Genomic DNA, 17,741 nt, shown 5'->3' on the forward strand with positions numbered 1-17,741 from the left:
CCCTAACTCTCCAGTCTAGCGACTGTATGAGGCCGCGTTATGCCTACTGTGGTGGTAAATGAGTTAGAAACAGCAACTTCTCAATGATATTACTCTGTTGTGCAGACTGAAATCTATTATATAGTGCGTATTCCAAACCAATAATCAGGAGGAAAAGTCACATGACTCAGAAAGTAGCTTATGTTACTGGTGGTATGGGTGGGATTGGCACAGCAATTTGCCAAACCTTGTCTAAAGCAGGTTTTACCGTGGTCGCAGGTTGCGGCCCTAATTCACCACGCAAAGACCGCTGGCTTGGAGAACAGAAGGAGTTAGGTTTTGAATTCCACGCTTCCGAGGGGAATGTTTCTGATTGGGACAGCACCAAAGCAGCTTTTGACAAAGTTAAATCCGATCTCGGTGTAGTTAGTGTTCTCGTCAATAATGCGGGTATTACCAAAGATGGTATGTTCCGCAAAATGACCCTCGAAAATTGGAAAGCGGTGATTGATACCAATCTGAACTCTTTATTCTATGTCACCAAGCAAGTCGTGGATGATATGACCGAGCAAGGTTGGGGTCGGATCATTAATATCTCATCTGTAAACGGTCAAAAAGGTCAAGCAGGCCAAACCAATTATTCAACAGCGAAAGCCGGTATGCACGGCTTCACGATGGCCTTAGCTCAAGAAGTTGCGAGTAAAGGCGTCACGGTGAATACTGTCTCCCCCGGCTATATCGCCACGGATATGGTGCGAGCCATTCGTGAAGATGTCTTAGAGAAAATTGTTGCTACCATTCCTGTCAAACGTTTAGGCACACCAGAGGAAATTGCCTCGATCGTGAATTGGTTAGCCTCCGATGCGGCGGGTTTCACGACAGGTGCAAACTTCGCGTGCAACGGTGGGAATCACATGAGCTAAGAGCCAGATCTAAGCGCACTATTATTTAAAAGCCGCTGCATTTAAGTAGCGGCTTTTTTATTTCCGTCAATACTCTAGCGTCTAAGTGGGTCAATTTCAATTGGTAAGACCAATTTAAGATTTGCTAATCAACCAATTAATGCATTAGAATGCGCTGGCTTTATTGGACACTCTGCTAAGCACTGTGATTGGTTTGGAAGAAAACTAAAGTGGTCAGACCATTTTAGGGTTTGCTAATTGGGTAATAAGTGCAGTAGGATGCGATGTATCGTTTTGGCAACAAAATCAAGTCAACTTTGGTCTAAGCAGCAAAGATTGAAATGGAGGAGACACTATGAAGGGCTTGTTGTCCCTGTCGGCCGCGATTGACAAACTCAGCTACTGGGTCGGTCGTTCGGTCATGTGGCTAGTATTAGTCATGGTCTTAATCAGCGCAGGCAATGCGATTATTCGTAAACTATTCAATACCAGCTCTAACGCTTACCTAGAAGCACAATGGTATTTGTTCGCTGCGGTTTTTCTCTTAGGTGCATCCTATACCATGCTGCAGCAGGGGCATGTCAAGATTGATGTCGTTATTTCCCGTTTTTCACGCCCCACCCAAGTCAAGATTGAGATATTTGGGATTGTTATGTTTTTGTTTCCCTTGGTTTATTTTGTCATTGTTGAAATGTTTCCAATTTTAGTCCAAGCCTACAAATCCGGTGAAATGTCTGAAAATGCAGGTGGACTCATCCGTTGGCCAGTCTATGCTCTAGTTCCTATTGGCTTCTTTCTGTTGGGTTTGCAAGGTCTCTCTGAACTGATTAAACGTATTGGTTTCCTCAAAGGTTTATGTCCAGACCCCGGTGAGGTGAAAGAAACCAATGCTGAACAAGCTTTAGCTGAACATATCCAACAACAAATTATACAAGGGCAAAAGTAGGCCCTGTTGATGCCTGCCCTCTAAGTAACCACCATAGCTGAGGATAACTATGACAGAATTTTTAGTTGCCAACTTTGCCCCAATTATGTTCTGTGGGCTGATCCTATTTCTGCTAATGGGCTATTCTCTAGCCTTTTCCTTGGGAGCTTGTGGGCTGTTCTTTGGTTGGCTCGCAGTTTGGGCAGGCGTACCCGGTATGGAGTCTTTGCTCAATGCCCTCCCCTTACGCATTATTGGCATTCTCAAAAATGATACGCTGTTAGCCATTCCCTTCTTCACCTTTATGGGCTTGATCTTAGAGCGATCGGGCATGGCTGAGGATTTGCTAGAAACCATTGGTCAAGTGTTTGGAGCGGTCAGAGGTGGCTTGGCGTTTGCTGTAATTCTAGTCGGCTCTTTATTGGCGGCAACTACTGGCGTAGTGGCTGCATCAGTTATTTCGATGGCCTTGATCTCTTTACCGATCATGCTACGTTATGGTTACGACCGCCGCCTTGCCAGTGGTGCTATTATTGCCTCCGGCACTTTGGCACAAATTGTACCACCTTCATTGGTGTTGATTGTCATTGCTGACCAAGTTGGCCGCAGTGTGGGTGACCTTTATCGAGGGGCCTTGATGCCAGCAATGGCACTGATTGGCCTGTATGTCCTGTGGATTTTGATCGTGACTATCATCAAGCCTAAGCTTGCACCTGCTTTGCCAGTGGAAGCACGAGTCTTTCGTGATGAGAAGGGACATTCAGGTTATACCTCACTTTGGATCTTGATTGCGGTATCGACTGCGGGCGCAATTCTTTATGCTAAAACCCAGCTCAGTGGCCAAGCGCTGGATAATGTCGTGGTCTTAGCTATGGCCGTTGGGATTGGGATCGCTTTTGTATTGGCACTCATCAATCGTGCTTTGGGCTTGATGACCCAAGGCAGGATTAGTCTGCTATCAAAAATGGCGCAGCAGGTGACTTTTGTGCTGATACCGCCTCTAGCACTCATTTTCTTAGTCTTGGGGACTATTTTCTTGGGTTGGGCGACTCCGACTGAAGGTGGTGCTATGGGTGCTGTAGGTGCTCTGGTATTAGCCTTTGCACGGCGACGGCTCGGTCTAGAGCAGATGAAACAGGCGATGGAAGCGACCCTGAAGTTATCCAGTTTTGTGCTGTTTATTTTGATCGGAGCAACGGTGTTTAGCCTAAGCTTCCAAGGCGTTGATGGTCCTGAGTGGATTCACAGCATGTTTAGCATGATCCCCGGCGGTGTTATTGGTTTCCTGATTTTTGTCAATCTGCTGGTGTTTATCTTGGGCTTTTTCTTGGATTTCTTTGAAATCTCCTTCATTGTTATTCCCTTGCTCATTCCAGTAGCGGCGGCTTTGAATATTGATCTCGTGTGGCTAGGGGTCATGCTAGCGATGAACCTGCAAACCTCATTTTTAACACCTCCGGTGGGCTTCTCGCTGTTCTATTACCGTAGTGTTGCTCCCGTAAAGTCTTATCTTGACCGGATTACCCGCAAGGAAATTGCCCCCGTTGCCACCTTGGAGATTTACCGGGGTGTGATCCCCTTTATTATCATTCAGATCATTATGATCGGTATGATCATTGCCTTCCCTCAGTTAGTGACGGGCAACCTAGACAAGAAGGCGGATGTTGACTTGAATACGATTGAGATTAATGTACCCTCCGGTTACGGTGCAGGAGCTTACTCGAATGACCCACCCAAAACCGAAGAAGACCCCATTATGAAGTCGCTTAAGGAAAATAACTGAGCGCTTGGTTTGGGACAGTTAATGCGTTTGATTTAAATTGATTGAGTGATGAGGAGAATAAAATGGAAAGACGTAAGTTTATTCAACAGGCGGGTCTAGCAGGTATTCTAGCCACTGGCATAGCACCTGCAGTAAGGGCAGAAAGCCCCGCTATTCGTTGGCGTTTGGCGTCTAGCTTCCCAAAAACACTGGACACCATTTATGGCGCAGCGGAGACCTTCGCTGCCAAAGTTAAAGAAATGTCCGGTGGGAAGTTTGAGATTTCTGTCCATCCGGGTGGCGAGCTGATGCCTCCTTTCGGTGTCGTCGATGGTGTACAGCAAGGTACCGTCGAATGTGCCCATACTGCGCCTTACTATTTCTTTGGTAAGGATGAAACCTTTGCAATGGATTGCGCCATTCCATTTGGCTTGAACTCGCGCCAAATGAATGCATGGTTCTATGATGGCAATGGCCTAAGCTTGTTCCGTGAGTTTTACAAAAATTACAATATTGTTAACTTCCCTATGGGCAATACGGGTGCACAAATGGGTGGTTGGTATCGCAAAGAAGTCAAGAGTCTTGAGGATATCAAGGGTCTGAAAATGCGGATCGGTGGTTTTGGTGGCAAAGTCCTAGAGCGGATTGGTGGTGTACCTCAAAACATTCCGGGCGGCGAAATTTACCAAGCGCTCGAAAAAGGTACGATTGATGCGACCGAATGGGTTGGCCCTTATGATGACCAAAAACTTGGTTTCCACAAGGTAACTAAAAACTATGTTTACCCAGCTTGGTGGGAAGGTGGTCCACAATTAGTACTGTATGTCAATAGTAAGGCATTTGAAGGCTTATCTGCCGAAAACAAAGCCATCATCCAAGCCGCCTCTACCTATGCGCATGTCGAAATGCAGGCAAGATACGATTCCCGTAACCCCAAAGCAATCAAAGAGCTGATTGCAGAAGGCGTAACCCTGCAACAAATGCCAAAAGATATTATGGATGCGGCCTTCAAAGCAGCGGAAGAGCTGTATGCTGAACTCTCAGAAAAGAATGCCAACTGGAAGAAAATTTACACGGACTTCGCTGCTTTCCGCCGGGATGCTAACCAGTGGTTTAGGGTAACTGAATTTGGCTTTGACAGTTATATGCAGTCACAGAAGCTTTAATGTGGTGTCAAAATCACCCGTAGCTTAAGCTAATCAGCCACTAGCTTGGCCTTACTACCCTACTAAAGGAGAGTTTTATCTCCTTTAGTAGGATCTACACCCTAGGCTTTCAGCCTTGTGCTGAGCCGTAGCCTGACTCGATAAGGTGGCTAGAGCGGACTCGCTCATTTGCTTAGCTTAGTTTATTCAAGCACCGATACTTGTTTCATCACCACTGCCTCCACAGGTACATCCTGAGCGCCTGTCTTGACCGCAGCAATCGCATCCACAATCTCCATTCCTTCAGTCACCTTACCAAATACCGCATAACCCCAGCCTTGGGCAGTTTCACTGGTAAAGTTTAAGAAATCATTGTCGACCACATTAATGAAAAATTGCGAGCTAGCCGAATGAGGATCTGGGGTACGAGCCATAGCAATAGTGCCACGCATATTTTTTAAGCCATTATTGGCTTCATTTTTAATCGCCGCTTGCTTAGCTTTTTCACTCAGATCAGCAGTCATGCCACCGCCTTGAATCATAAAACCTGCAATCACTCGATGAAAGATCGTATCTTTATAAAAATCATCTTTCACATAAGCAAGAAAATTTTCGACGGTTTTAGGTGCTTTTTCAGCATCCAACTCAAGAGTAATATTACCTTTATTCGTTTCAATCAATACTTTAGGATTGTCCGCTGCCTGAACGACAGTAGCTAATCCTAAGCCTACTGCAAATGCCAAACCTAATAAGGTTTTTTTCATAGCCTATGCCCTCTTGTTAGCTTATTTTTAAAAGTCGCGCATCATAACTTATCTTTATGATGCATGCCATTACCAGCAAGTGGGCTAGGGGAAGGTATTTAGCTCACTAGCTGGCCTTTAAAACCAAGGATACCCGCTCCACGAGTCGGAGAGACTTCACTAATCCCTTTAATCTGCCGACTTTTTTCAATCAGTTGGGTAATTAAGGGCATGAGTATAATTTCAACTGCCGTTTTCATTTGTGGCCCTGGGACGACCATCTGATCACGTCTTGACATCATCGAATTGGGAATCAGCTTTAATAACTTCGGCAGATCAAATTGCTTAGTCAATTTTTGGAAATGAATCACTAAATAGCTTTCCTCTAAACTCGGTAACTCATCAAATTGGAAAGGATTAGAGGTATCAACCATCGGCATAATTTGGAAGTTAATATGAGTCCGTCCAAATTGGGGCGTAATGTATTGTACGTAATCGGGCAAACGATCCAAGACTACCTGTCGCACGGCTTCTTCCGACGAACCTTGGCGCAAATCACGATCAATCCGCCGCATCATTTCCAGATTGATACTCGGCACCGCGCCAATGAGCAAATCAGGATAACTGGAAATATCAATATCCTCATGGATTACCCCGCCATGTAAACCACGATATAGCAACAAATCATTATCGGGATCCATTTGCAACCACGGGCTAAACGTACCCGGCTCTAAGCCCATCTCTTTGGCAAAGCCATCCGAGTGCAAATAATAACGAAACTGCCCAGTTCCGGTAGCAGCGTATTGAAAAAATAACGACTCTAGTTTATCGAAGTAATTACCTTCAGGGCCAAAATGACTCAGTTTACGGCCTTCCGCATGCGCTTTTTCAACTTCCACTTGCATAGTTTTACGATCATAGCGGTGAAAGCCACTGCCAGAAACGTAGACCGCCTTAATCCGCTCACGGTAAAAAATATGCTGTAAAGCCTGAGTAATCATGGAGGTGCTGTAATCGGAAGCACCGGTAATCGCTACAATAGGATATTCTGCTGACATATACGCCTCTTCGCAAAACAATGCCCTGTACACTAATCATAACAGGGCAAAGCGTCTATATCCCTAAAGCAGCTTAAATAATCCGAGTTATTCCTAAGGGAATAGTTGAGAGGTGGCTGGCAATGAGCGACTAAGCGATTAAATTCAGTGGTGAGACAATAATGCCATCTTCATCCGAATACACATAATGCCCAGGGGTGAAAGTCACATCATGAAAATGGACGGGTTCTCCCTTTACGCCAAAGCCACGTTTCACACTTTTTAATGGAATCGTGCCGAGGGCTTTCACACCAAGATCCATCTGTTTAATATCGACAGAGTCACGAATCAAGCCGTAGACAATCACCCCATTCCAACCATTTTTTGCGGCTTTTTCAGCGAGCATATCGCCAAGTAAAGCACAGCGGGTCGAACCACCCCCATCGACCACTAATACTTTACCCTTGCCGTCCATTGCAACGAATTCACGGACTAAGGAATTGTCTTCGTGAATTTTGAGGGTAACGATTTCGCCATAGAATTTATTACGTCCACCAAAATTGTGGAGACCGGGCTGCGCGACTTGCAATGGTTTATCTTCGTGAGCATCAAGTAAATCAGCGGTTTTGAAATCGGTCATGAGCATCTCCTAAGGATAAACCCCATCCCAACCCTTCCCCCTCAAGGGGTGAAGGGTTCAATAAAAGTACCGTCTTTTATCCCATCTCCCTTTGCAGAGGCTTAGGGTGGGAACAAACACGAGTTATTAATGGAACTGTTCTTCTTCAGTAGAACCACTTAAGGCTTTTACACTAGAAGAACCCCCTTGAATCACAGTGGTTACGTCATCGAAGTAGCCAGCACCGACTTCTTGTTGGTGAGACACGAAGGTATAACCTTGCTCACGAGCTGCAAACTCTGGCTCTTGAACCATATTCACATAATGTTTCATCCCTTCGCCACGGGCATAGTTATGCGCGAATTGGAAGGTATTGAACCAATTGATATGAATACCCGCCAAAGTGATGAATTGATACTTATAACCTAAAGCAGACAATTCATCTTGGAATTTAGCAATAGTCGCATCATCCAAATTCTTCTTCCAGTTGAAAGAAGGCGAGCAGTTATAAGACAGTAATTTGCCCGGGCATGCGGCTTGCACTGCTTGAGCAAATTCACGCGCAAAACCTAAATCCGGCGTACCTGTTTCACACCATACCAAGTCAGCATAAGGTGCATAAGCAATCCCACGACTGATGGCTTGCTCTAAGCCATTACGTACCCGATAGAAACCTTCTTGAGTACGTTCACCCGTTAAGAACGTTTTGTCATTAGCATCATGATCGGAAGTCAACAGATTCGCCGCTTCTGCATCAGTCCGTGCTAACACGATAGTTGGCACGCCCATCACATCCGCAGCGAAACGCGCAGCGATTAATTTCTCAACGGCTTCACCCGTTGGCACTAAAACCTTACCGCCCATGTGACCGCATTTCTTGACTGCCGCCAATTGATCTTCAAAGTGCACACCCGCAGCACCTGCCGCGATCATATTCTTCATTAATTCGAAGGCATTCAGTACACCACCGAAACCGGCCTCAGCATCTGCTACGATTGGTAAGAAATAATCAACGAACTCTTGGTCGCCCGGATTAATGCCCCGTGACCATTGGATTTCATCGGCGCGTTTGAAGGTATTATTAATCCGACGCACCATCGTGGGTACTGAATCGTAAGCATACAAAGATTGGTCTGGGTACATAGTTTCAGAGGTATTACCATCAGCAGCGACTTGCCAGCCTGATAAATAAACCGCTTCTAAGCCTGCTTTAGCTTGTTGCATCGCTTGGCCTGCAGTGATCGCACCAAAAGCGTTCACATAACCCTTTTTTGCCTCACCATTCACACGCTTCCATAACTTCTCAGCACCTTGTTGGGCTAAGGTATATTCAGGCTGCATTGAACCACGTAGACGCACGACATCAGCCGCACTATAACCACGCTTAACATTTTTCCAACGTGGATTAGTTGCCCAATCTTTTTCCAAAGCGGCAATTTGCTCTTGACGAGATAAAGTCATGGTAAAAGTCCTCGAAGTCAATCAATCAAAATTTATTGTGCTCTGCCCTTGCATAACACCATGACTCGATAGTACGTGAGCGCAAACTATGTCGACAATCAATAATATTCAATCCTAATCATTAATTTTTTCAATACTGTATACACACGAAAAAAAACTCATTCGTTTCAAGTAAACTATTGAAAATAAAACATTTTATTTATCTAAAATTAATAAAATAATGCGGCGCAGCAATTCGAGGGAGAAAAAATTTGTAGAACACTTTAGTGAAGTCTTATGAAAAATAGCTTAACAACTTGCCCAAAATTTTATTCATTCAAGGGATTGAATCGGCATAAAAAAGGCCGCTTTTTTAAATGACGGCCTTTTAACTGTTTGATCTCAAATGAGTTCTGAAAATAAGCTGCTTACACGGGATTCAAACCCAAAGTACTCAAGGTATGTTGACGAACCCTTGCTAGCAAATCAGCATCCTTAATCAAGGACTGACCATACGAAGGAATCAGCTGCTTCATACGTGCTTGCCATTCTGGCGTCGCTAATTTTTCCTTAAAGCAACGTTCTACCACTTGCACCATAGCAGGCACGGCAATAGATGCTCCGGGTGAAGCCCCTAACAAGGCCGCTAAACTTCCATCAGCCGCTGCCACCACTTCAGTCCCAAACTCTAATTTACCACCGAGCTTAGGATCACTTTTGATAATCTGCACCCGTTGACCTGCAATCAATAGCTGCCAATCTTCATCCTGAGCATTGGGATAATAGTCACGCAAGGCAGCTAATCGTGATTTTTCAGTTTGCAGGACTTCAGAAACCAAGTAGCGAATCAAATCGAAGCTCGTCAAGCCTACTTTTAGCATCGGCCATAAATTTTTAGGGCGTAAAGACAAAATCACATCAAAAATAGAGCCTTGCTTAAGAAATTTGGTGGAGAAACCAGCGAAAGGTCCGAATAATAATGCATGCTCACCATCAATCACCCGGGTATCTAAATGAGGCACAGACATAGGCGGTGCGCCAATCGACGCTTTGCCATAAACCTTAGCTAAATGTTGATTGACCACAGCGGGGTTTTTACAAGCTAACCATTGGCCACTGACCGGAAAACCACCATAACCGTCACCCTCAGGGATTTTCGACATTTGCAATAAGGGTAAAGACCCTCCCCCCGCGCCAAGGAACACGAAATCACTGGTATAAACCGTTTTGCCCTCAGCACTGTCTAAACTAAGCTGCCATTTACCATCCTCGAGTCGCTCCATCGCTTTGACTTTATGCTTGAGTAACAGCGCAAACTCACCTTGATCTTTCAAAGCATGAATTAAATAACGACATAAAGCCCCGAAATTGACATCTGAACCATATTTCACGCGCGTAGCAGCGACAGGTTGATCAGGATCGCGCCCGTCCATGACTAAAGGCATCCACTCGGTTAAGACTGCCCTATCTTCGCTATACTCCATATCTTTAAATAAGTGATGACTCTTTAAAGCGGCGTAGCGAGCGCGTAAATAATCTACATTAGACTGCCCCCAAACAAAGCTAATGTGCGGGGTAGGATTAATAAAAGCGCTAGGCTCAGGTAGAATGCCTTGGTTGACCAAGGATGACCAAAACTGCAGAGTGGTTTCAAAGGAAGCATTGATTGCGAAGGCTTTATCCGCATTGACGGTGCCATCTGGGTTTTGCTGGGTGTAGTTTAACTCACAATAAGCCGCATGGCCGGTACCTGCATTATTCCAACCGCTGGTACTTTCTTGTGCAACATCGTCTAATTGCTCAACAATAGCCAGCTTTAGCGTGGGATCAAGCTGTTTTAGCAAGACGCCAAGGGTGGCACTCATTATTCCAGCTCCGACAAGTAATACATCGACGTGATTAGTGGTCATGACGCTCCTTACACCTTGAGTCTTACGAAAGCGTAGATGATAAAATGACTGTCTCTTAATTTCCACCTGTTAAGCGATTATTTTTAGCAGTATTGTCGACAATCGCAGTGCAACAACGAAAGACAGACTGCTGACTTGCTGCAAAGCAGTATTTACGGGACTATCCTTTTAAATTCAATGATTTTTATAAATTTAGCTGAATAAGCTCTAAAATCTGGCTAGGTATAAAACTATGATATTGTCGACATCTGAGGTTAAGGACTTAGCGGTGCTAAACCGTAAGTCCATCGGCTCTGGTCAAGTTATTGTGGGCTAAATTTCTTACACCGCGTCCGTCGTCAAGCAACTGGTTGGCTCTTTATTTATAAACGAATTGTTAACCGCTTTGGACTTCGACATGCTTCTTGAAGTTGTTGAGGATACTCTGCCAACCTTGCCTCTGTTGTTCTGCAGAATTCTCACCTTCTGCATCAAATGTTTCGGCTACCCTCGTTCCATTCGCGGTCTGCATGAACTCGATGGTTACGATCCGGTTGTCTCCAAGTTCGCAGTGCAGCGATTGTTGTGGCACAACCTTGGTGAAGACGCCTTCGAAATCAAAACCAACTGATCCGTCTTTAGCCTCCATGCGGTACTTAAACTTACCCCCGACTCTCAAATCCACTTCCGCGCTGGGGCAGCACCACTCTTCGATCGCAAAATTCCATTTTGTAATTTGATCCGGCGTTACCCAAGCCTCCCAAACCTCTTTAGGTGGTGCTGCAACTTCAGTTTCGACTTTGATTCTCATGGCTGACTCCGATTTGCTGAGGGTTGTAACGGCCAACATTTGAACTTAGCGGACGACAACCGGCGTGGTGCTTGGCTCGAGCGAAGGGTTAGGCGTCGCTGCTCGCCGCCCAGATGCCGACTAGACCGTCTTCTGGATCCTCGCGGCTGCCCACAAGTTTGAAACCTGCTGACGCCAGAACGCTTGCGGAGGCAGTGTTCTCAGCCTCGACCTCGGCCAGCACCTGAGCCATGCCATTGAGAAAGGCAAGCTTGACGAACTCTTTAACTGCCTGCGTAGCAGCTCCACGCCTGCGCGCGACAGGAGCGACGCCGTATCCGATTTCGACACTGCGGTCAACGGGAAGGCGTTTGAAGCATCCGCTTCCGACAATCGTGTTGTCTTCGCTGCGGACGATGTAGTAAGTTGTGCACCAGCTCGGCCCTGCTTCACTCTCAATGATCTTGAGCGACTCGATTGCTACGAAGTCTGGCGGCAGCGAATCTTCTTCGACGGCAAACGCGAGGTTCGTGGGTCGACGCGCACTGGAGAGTTCTCGGAGCTGATCGATCGGTACGGCGGTGAGTCGGTATTGCATTCTGCGACGCCTAACGTTAAAGCATTTTATGCCGAGTGCGGCCGCACTGGGCATAAATGTCTGGTTGGACGAAACCGCGTGCTACGGAGTCCGACACCTTATCTATAAGGGGATTGCTTTTTCTGCCCATCGCCCCGCCAGCCCCTGTTGCCTGATGATTCCCCACCAACTGCTGCTTACCCATTGCCTTCCTGCCTGTTTCCGCCCTGATTGTGGTCAAACATAGCACAGGGTTCTGGGCATTTCGAGCCATTTTTCCAGCGGGCACAACAGCTGTGGGTGGCGGTCCGGGACTGCCTGTTTTTTCCCTTTCCGGGCATGATTTAGAAGAGTTGAATGATACGGAATCATGAGCTACGCTACGGCTTTCACTCGTATGATTTCCACAGGACGGAGTGATGGCTAGGATAGATGTGCAGTGTCGTTATTGTAACAGTGAGCTAGTATACAAACATGGCTATGCCCGTAGCGGAGAACCTCGCTACCGTTGTCGAAACGGTCAACGCAGTTTCCAAATGGCTTATCGTTATGAAGGTAACACAGCAGGTATCCCCGAAAAGATCGTTGAGATGGCAATGAACGGCAGCGGAGTGCGCGATACGAGTCGGGTGTTAGGCGTGAGTATCACCACGGTGATCGCTCACTTAAAAAAAATTAAAGCCCGTCAAGGTCAACCCGCTACCGATTCAAGCGGTCATGGAGTCTGACAAGGTTGAACTCGTGTGTGAAATGGACGAGCAGTGGTCGTTTGTGGGGCACAAAAAGCAGCCGCGTTGGCTGTGGTATGTTTGGCAGCCTCATCTCAAAACCGTATTAGCGTATGAGCTAGGCACACGGAGGGATGACACCTTGAAACGGCTCCTCGGTTTACTTCAAGCCTTCAATATTCGACTCTATTGCACGGATGGATGGGAGGCCTATAACGGTTACTGCCACCCAACCAACACCTCATCACTAAACACTACACCCAGTCGATTGAGCGACAAAATCTTAATTTCCGTACACGGATTAAACGCCTTGCTCGCAAAACTCTGTGCTTTTCTAAGTCCATTGTGATTCATGATAAGGTCGTTGGGGCGTTCATTAATCGTACCTTCTTCAACTCTTCTAAATCATGACCTATTCTTTGTATTCCCAAGGATTGAATAGTTCTGCTGTGCTTTTTTCCATATCTGAGGTGCTTCTTGTGGCTATAGTACAATTATAAGTTAGTCCTGAGACTGCTATAAGCCCATCTAGGGTTGGCATTGCCCTCCCTGCTAGTTCTGCCAAACCTTGAATAGAACCCCAGTTAGTAACAACTTTTAAATCAATAGGGATAATCCGATTTTCAAAGCGTTTTTTTAAGTCTTCCTCGACCCATATTTTTAATTTCTTTTTTCTATTCTGATCTGTTTAAACTGGACAGACTAGACAGTATTTTCTTTGCTGAACTGTGTCAAGTATGTGAGGAATCTATGTGCAGATAACGTCAAAGCTGACGGGCGCGATGGGAGTTAGTGAATCGGAGTCGTATGCTGTCACCGCGTCCGTCGTCGAATAATTTGTTGGCACACTAATTAATTATTTTGTCAATGGACGTTGTTGATAATCCTTTGTTTTTTGCTGCCAAAACAAAATCTTCTTTTTTCTCAAATTTGAGAGCTTTCTTGGACTTTGTATCTACTAACCAAAAAACGAATTGATTATTTTTCTCTTCCAGCATCTTCGGGATTTGCGAAGCCAATAAAATATCATTTTCTATTTGATAGTTTATCACTTCACTATCGATCACAATTAATTCGCTATTTTTAGTATCTTTATACGTGATAAAATGTCTTCCCCAGTCGTTGTAATAATAACCATTCATCAATGACTGGCTATAGTCATCTAATCCACAACCAATAATTATTGATGAAAATAAAAAAGCAATAAAAATCTTATTGACCATAAGTGGCGTTGGTTTCTGAATCAGATAAACTATTTGTTGATTTTGAATTGAATTCTTTATGAATAAAGTGATTGATGGGCATTATGCTCATGGTATTACCATCCTTGCAGTTCAAAACAGACACATGAAGAATATAATTTGCTTGCGGTGATTTTGTTGCAAAAGTCTTTGGAAGATCTGTTATGAGCGACAAGCGGTAACTTACGCCAACGTCCGTTGTCGAATGACTCGTTAGACTATTTGGTAACACATTCTTTTTCATCACTTGACCATCTGCCTCCAGCATCAAGGCATCGGTCGATTTTTACATAGTCACTCACAAATAAAAAATATGCGATTATTAAAGCAATTATGGTGATTAGAATTATGGATGGCTTTTTTATCATGATACAGCCATCCTAGTATTTGGAGTCTAAACCGTTAGGACGGAAAGGTTGGCAAATATCAGTGCATAGTTTGCTAAGGTTATCTGAACCTTGTTCACGACCGTAATAATTAGCTTGTTGATCTTGTTGGCTAGCAGTTTCGGGATCGCCTTTTATATTTTGATCAACCCACTCTCTAGTGTCGCTGATGGTTTTAGCAACACTTGAGCCAATATCACTGACTTGTGCTGCCTCACAGTTAGCTTTGCAATGGAAATACTTATCTGCCCCGATCGTATTGGCATCTCTCATATCTTGATAATTATTGATGAACTTTTCTGTAGCTTCTATTTTGTCATCTAGAATATTAGGTGGGGAAATGCTTGCCCCTAGTGCTGCTGCTCTCGCTGCATCTGGAGCAGCACCATTAGAAACCCAATAAGCCTCTTGGGTATTTGGGTTGTTTATAAGGACATCATCTGCCTGTTGCCGTTCGTTGATAGTAGGGAATGCACCACCTATCTGCGGTGCACTGAACGCTTCATTAAATTTGGCAACAGATTGGGCTGATGGTGCAGAAGCATCGGCTTTAGTATTTTTTGTGGGTGGTATTGGTCGATTTGGTTGAATACTATCCATGTTAATTTTCATAATTTTGTCAATCTATAAAATAGCTGTCAGCTAATGGATAATGTGCTGTTTATGTAAAATTTATTTTCTGCTTGCAGATGAGCGGTCGATTTTTGGTGTCTAACGTTTGAATTGACGGGCGTGGTGGGGAGTAAGCCGTTAAAAATCGCGGGCTGTCACCGCGTCCGTCGTCGAGCAACTTGTTAGCATTTTCTTAACAACTATTTCCAAATAACACTTCCAGATGGAGATTTCCTAAATAAAGAACGCCACAAAAATTCTTTTTCAGGAGGTGCGCCAATTTTGACAATTTCAACAAAACCCTTCACACCTGTATTTTCAGTTTTTTGAGTAATTGGTCCTGAATAAAATATAGAACTATTAATTTCTGTTATAGGAGACGTATTTTTATCATCTATCTCACCATAACTAAATGCGAGAATATTTACCTCGTCAGGTATTTCAGATATATAGCGGGATAAATCGAGTGCCGTTGTTGATGATATATATTGTGCTAGAACATCTTGCAGTAACCAGACAGTCTTTCCATTCCAAGCAATTCCAACTTGTGATTTAACTATAAGTTGACTGACCATTCTTGCCCATACTTGACGATAATTTATTCCAGGGCCATTATGGTTTTTAGGGTCTTTTATTGCATCTTCACAAGCCATAGAAATTTGAGTACGTTTCTTTTTATCGCCACCTGATGTACTAGATGTCATTATTTCCACTATGACTATAGGATCGGTTGGAAAATCTTCTATCCAATACTCATTATCTCTGAATGCCAAAGTATAACCGTTTTCTTCAGCTATTTTTTTAGTTGCCTGAACTCCTTTTCCTAGAAGTTTTGCGGTTTCTGATAGTTTCTTTCGACCTGAACCAGTAATTATATAATCAAATGTGTAGTCAAAAGATTTTGTTTCATCATCATCATTAGTTGTTTCAACCTTCATTTTTACTTCTGACCAAGAGCGATAAATTTTATTTTTCTCTAAGCCAGAGCATTTTATAAGCTGCTCTCTTGCATGAGTTTGATGAAGTGGTTCTTGACCACGTAATGATAGCAAACGACGAGGGCAAACAATCCAAGGTTGGTCTGAGTCTCGCAATCTTAAAGAACAAACACCTGATTGCACTTCTTCTTTTCCGGGAAAGTATTGTTTTAATTCGGGAAAATTCTTGATGTTTAAAGCTGAAGAATAACGGTTTCCACCTCCATCGCATTCCGCATCCATAAAAGGACACCCTGCTTTTTCTCGATTTTTTATTGCTTCATCATTCCAATAATCGAGTCTATACCCATAAAGCTCAAATATTTTGCTCATCAAGAAATCCTTTTATTTGTTGTGCTAGAACTTTTGCAAGTGGGGGGGGAACGGAATTTGCAACTTGCCTATGCTGATCTAAATTTGATACAGAGCCTGTTCTTGATCTAATTGGTCCTTTTAAAACATAACTATCTGGATAACCATGAATTCTCATGTACTCTCTTGGAGTTAAATATCGATCCTCTATAGGGTGATAAAAAATTTCCCCGCACCTTAAGGTATTTGATGGTCTTTTTCTGTGCAAACGCAAATATTTGGTTGTGTCTTTTGGTGACAAACCACATCGTAATTCCTCGCCAAGATGTGTCTGAGCAGCAAGATAAGAACCCTCTGGAACTTGAGAAATTCGCTCTTTATCCCTTTGTGGTGTAACATCAACATGGCTATTCATACTGTCATAAAAGGTTTTACCTTTAATTTTTGGATGTGGCGCATTCAAATTATCAAGTACATCACCAATACCAATGTATGGTTTATATGAAAACAAACCATTACATTCTTCTTTGGGTGCATGTGTCTTTTCAGGAAAATAAAAACCATTGTGTCCTCGCGTAGCGATGACAAAAAGACGCTCTCGTAATTGAGGCACACCATAATCGGCTGCCATAATAACACGCCATTTTGGAATATAATCTATAGATTCTAACTCCGTTAAAAATTTTTCAAAAACTTCCCCACGCTTATTTTCTTTTCCTTTAGAGGAAAGTAGTCCTTTAACTTGTTCAACAAGTATTACTTTGGGCTTTATTTCTTTTGCAAATCTAATGAATTCAAATAATAACATTCCTCTTTCGTCTTCTAGACCACGCTGTTTCCCTGCCAAAGAAAACGACTGGCATGGTGGTCCACCAAAAAGAAGGTCTAACTCACCAGCTTTAATAGATAAATCATTCATTAACTGTTCTGAGGTTACACCTCTAATATCAGTATTGATGATTTTTGTTTTATGACCTTGAAGTTCTGCATTAGTTAAAAGAGTTGAACAGCAATGTTCATCTACTTCAATCTCTGCAAGAATATTGAACCCTGCTTCTCTAACACCAATATCCATTCCGCCAGCACCAGAAAAAAGGCTGATTGCATTATATGATGTTTTTTCGTTGAGATTTTTGATCAATGACCTGACCTATTATTAAACAATTTATCGAGTTCGTTATTATATCACATTCTGTGGGTGGGAGCAGTCTTTATTTAAATAAATGGCGACCTATAATTTATTGTTTTTTACTTAATATTATTTTTGTAGAGGTTGATGAAATTGATATTGTAATGCCAACAGTTTATTAGGTGGCCTTCTGGAATATCGGAATAGGCTGCCTATGCTCAATCAGTGAACACACACCCCTTATACGGTTCGTCGAGAATTCCGCATAGTCTGAGAAAACGAAGCTGCATCTGCTGTTTGGCGGGATTCTGTATAGTCTGGGATTAGCATAGAACATACGTGCACACTTCAACGACACTGATGACCGATAAATATACAGCAACTAGCTCACCCCCCTCAAGCACCCCTTCTCTGGCATTATGGTTACAGCAGCCAGCATAAAAACCATCATGCCTCCAAACCAGCAACCCAGCTAATAAGGCATCAAGATTTTTTGCTCGTTTGTTAATGCACTAGCCTCCTGTTGTTTGCCATAATCAGCCTCCATC

The 17,741-nt window shown here is 43.8% G+C and carries 16 protein-coding genes and 1 pseudogene; 5 read left to right on the forward strand and 12 right to left on the reverse strand.

The genetic code is table 11. The annotated features are described in order from the left end of the window. Positions 1-161 precede the first annotated feature (161 nt). The 4 genes from phbB to B5D50_RS02195 all read left to right on the forward strand — a co-directional run bounded on the left by phbB (position 162) and on the right by B5D50_RS02195 (position 4,734). The gene (gene phbB / locus B5D50_RS02180; protein WP_078920947.1) at positions 162-902 is read left to right on the forward strand and encodes an acetoacetyl-CoA reductase; all 741 of its coding nucleotides are present in this window, start codon (positions 162-164) and stop codon (positions 900-902) included. A gap of 334 nt (positions 903-1,236) precedes the next feature. Beyond that, positions 1,237-1,827, forward strand: a complete 591-nt coding sequence (locus tag B5D50_RS02185) for a TRAP transporter small permease subunit (protein WP_078920948.1) — start codon at positions 1,237-1,239, stop codon at positions 1,825-1,827. Between the two features lie 49 nt (positions 1,828-1,876). After that, on the forward strand, positions 1,877-3,589 hold the full coding sequence (locus tag B5D50_RS02190; protein ID WP_078920949.1) for a TRAP transporter large permease: 1,713 nt from the start codon (positions 1,877-1,879) through the stop codon (positions 3,587-3,589). A 62-nt stretch (positions 3,590-3,651) separates the two neighbouring features. Beyond that, the gene (locus tag B5D50_RS02195; protein ID WP_078920950.1) at positions 3,652-4,734 is read left to right on the forward strand and encodes a TRAP transporter substrate-binding protein; all 1,083 of its coding nucleotides are present in this window, start codon (positions 3,652-3,654) and stop codon (positions 4,732-4,734) included. Positions 4,735-4,916: 182 nt separating this feature from the next. Here the strand turns inward: B5D50_RS02195 and B5D50_RS02200 are convergent, their stop codons facing one another. The 7 genes from B5D50_RS02200 to B5D50_RS02230 all read right to left on the reverse strand — a co-directional run bounded on the left by B5D50_RS02200 (position 4,917) and on the right by B5D50_RS02230 (position 11,829). Beyond that, positions 4,917-5,477 (reverse strand): peptidylprolyl isomerase, encoded by a 561-nt coding sequence (locus tag B5D50_RS02200; RefSeq protein ID WP_078920951.1) that lies wholly within the window; start codon positions 5,475-5,477, stop codon positions 4,917-4,919. Positions 5,478-5,575: 98 nt separating this feature from the next. Continuing rightward, complete coding sequence (locus B5D50_RS02205) at positions 5,576-6,514, reverse strand: nucleoside/nucleotide kinase family protein (protein WP_078920952.1); 939 nt, start codon at positions 6,512-6,514, stop codon at positions 5,576-5,578. Between the two features lie 130 nt (positions 6,515-6,644). Beyond that, a complete protein-coding gene (gene rraA, locus B5D50_RS02210; RefSeq protein ID WP_078920953.1) occupies positions 6,645-7,133 on the reverse strand; it encodes a ribonuclease E activity regulator RraA in 489 nt (162 codons plus the stop codon). A gap of 126 nt (positions 7,134-7,259) precedes the next feature. Next, positions 7,260-8,573, reverse strand: coding sequence for an isocitrate lyase (gene aceA / locus B5D50_RS02215; protein WP_078920954.1), 1,314 nt, complete (start codon positions 8,571-8,573; stop codon positions 7,260-7,262). 407 nt (positions 8,574-8,980) lie between these two features. Beyond that, positions 8,981-10,462 carry a malate dehydrogenase (quinone) gene (gene mqo, locus B5D50_RS02220; RefSeq protein ID WP_078920955.1) on the reverse strand — a complete coding sequence of 494 codons (1,482 nt, stop codon included), beginning with the start codon at positions 10,460-10,462 and terminating at the stop codon, positions 8,981-8,983. Positions 10,463-10,838: 376 nt separating this feature from the next. Then, positions 10,839-11,252, reverse strand: coding sequence for an SRPBCC family protein (locus B5D50_RS02225; protein ID WP_078921247.1), 414 nt, complete (start codon positions 11,250-11,252; stop codon positions 10,839-10,841). Between the two features lie 88 nt (positions 11,253-11,340). Continuing rightward, complete coding sequence (locus B5D50_RS02230; RefSeq protein ID WP_159448549.1) at positions 11,341-11,829, reverse strand: GNAT family N-acetyltransferase; 489 nt, start codon at positions 11,827-11,829, stop codon at positions 11,341-11,343. 398 nt (positions 11,830-12,227) lie between these two features. On the opposite strand from B5D50_RS02230, the pseudogene B5D50_RS02235 reads away from it, so the two are divergent. After that, a pseudogene (locus B5D50_RS02235) lies at positions 12,228-12,947 on the forward strand (IS1 family transposase). Between the two features lie 437 nt (positions 12,948-13,384). Here the strand turns inward: B5D50_RS02235 and B5D50_RS02245 are convergent. The 5 genes from B5D50_RS02245 to B5D50_RS02260 all read right to left on the reverse strand — a co-directional run bounded on the left by B5D50_RS02245 (position 13,385) and on the right by B5D50_RS02260 (position 17,205). Continuing rightward, entirely contained in the window at positions 13,385-13,759 is a 375-nt protein-coding gene (locus B5D50_RS02245) for a hypothetical protein (protein ID WP_143594217.1), read from the reverse strand. Beyond that, on the reverse strand, positions 13,749-14,045 hold the full coding sequence (locus B5D50_RS20000) for a hypothetical protein (RefSeq protein WP_143594218.1): 297 nt from the start codon (positions 14,043-14,045) through the stop codon (positions 13,749-13,751). The genes B5D50_RS02245 and B5D50_RS20000 overlap by 11 nt, the downstream gene beginning before the upstream one ends. Positions 14,046-14,157: 112 nt before the next feature. Then, complete coding sequence (locus B5D50_RS02250; protein ID WP_159448550.1) at positions 14,158-14,763, reverse strand: hypothetical protein; 606 nt, start codon at positions 14,761-14,763, stop codon at positions 14,158-14,160. 212 nt (positions 14,764-14,975) lie between these two features. Beyond that, on the reverse strand, positions 14,976-16,085 hold the full coding sequence (locus tag B5D50_RS02255; RefSeq protein WP_078920959.1) for a hypothetical protein: 1,110 nt from the start codon (positions 16,083-16,085) through the stop codon (positions 14,976-14,978). Next, positions 16,069-17,205, reverse strand: coding sequence for a DNA cytosine methyltransferase (locus tag B5D50_RS02260; RefSeq protein ID WP_078920960.1), 1,137 nt, complete (start codon positions 17,203-17,205; stop codon positions 16,069-16,071). The genes B5D50_RS02255 and B5D50_RS02260 overlap by 17 nt, the downstream gene beginning before the upstream one ends. Positions 17,206-17,741 lie beyond the last annotated feature (536 nt).

This window comes from Thiothrix eikelboomii (assembly GCF_900167255.1).
GTDB lineage: Bacteria > Pseudomonadota > Gammaproteobacteria > Thiotrichales > Thiotrichaceae > Thiolinea > Thiolinea eikelboomii.

Bases quoted from the DNA above. Each gene is read 5' to 3' on its own strand.
- phbB (WP_078920947.1), top strand. From the start codon at position 162: ATGACTCAGAAAGTAGCTTATGTTACTGGTGGTATGGGTGGGATTGGC.
- B5D50_RS02185 (WP_078920948.1), top strand. From the start codon at position 1,237: ATGAAGGGCTTGTTGTCCCTGTCGGCCGCGATTGACAAACTCAGCTAC.
- B5D50_RS02190 (WP_078920949.1), top strand. From the start codon at position 1,877: ATGACAGAATTTTTAGTTGCCAACTTTGCCCCAATTATGTTCTGTGGG.
- B5D50_RS02195 (WP_078920950.1), top strand. From the start codon at position 3,652: ATGGAAAGACGTAAGTTTATTCAACAGGCGGGTCTAGCAGGTATTCTA.
- B5D50_RS02200 (WP_078920951.1), bottom strand. From the start codon at position 5,477: ATGAAAAAAACCTTATTAGGTTTGGCATTTGCAGTAGGCTTAGGATTA.
- B5D50_RS02205 (WP_078920952.1), bottom strand. From the start codon at position 6,514: ATGTCAGCAGAATATCCTATTGTAGCGATTACCGGTGCTTCCGATTAC.
- rraA (WP_078920953.1), bottom strand. From the start codon at position 7,133: ATGACCGATTTCAAAACCGCTGATTTACTTGATGCTCACGAAGATAAA.
- aceA (WP_078920954.1), bottom strand. From the start codon at position 8,573: ATGACTTTATCTCGTCAAGAGCAAATTGCCGCTTTGGAAAAAGATTGG.
- mqo (WP_078920955.1), bottom strand. From the start codon at position 10,462: ATGACCACTAATCACGTCGATGTATTACTTGTCGGAGCTGGAATAATG.
- B5D50_RS02225 (WP_078921247.1), bottom strand. From the start codon at position 11,252: ATGAGAATCAAAGTCGAAACTGAAGTTGCAGCACCACCTAAAGAGGTT.
- B5D50_RS02230 (WP_159448549.1), bottom strand. From the start codon at position 11,829: ATGCAATACCGACTCACCGCCGTACCGATCGATCAGCTCCGAGAACTC.
- B5D50_RS02245 (WP_143594217.1), bottom strand. From the start codon at position 13,759: ATGGTCAATAAGATTTTTATTGCTTTTTTATTTTCATCAATAATTATT.
- B5D50_RS20000 (WP_143594218.1), bottom strand. From the start codon at position 14,045: ATGCTGGAGGCAGATGGTCAAGTGATGAAAAAGAATGTGTTACCAAAT.
- B5D50_RS02250 (WP_159448550.1), bottom strand. From the start codon at position 14,763: ATGGATAGTATTCAACCAAATCGACCAATACCACCCACAAAAAATACT.
- B5D50_RS02255 (WP_078920959.1), bottom strand. From the start codon at position 16,085: ATGAGCAAAATATTTGAGCTTTATGGGTATAGACTCGATTATTGGAAT.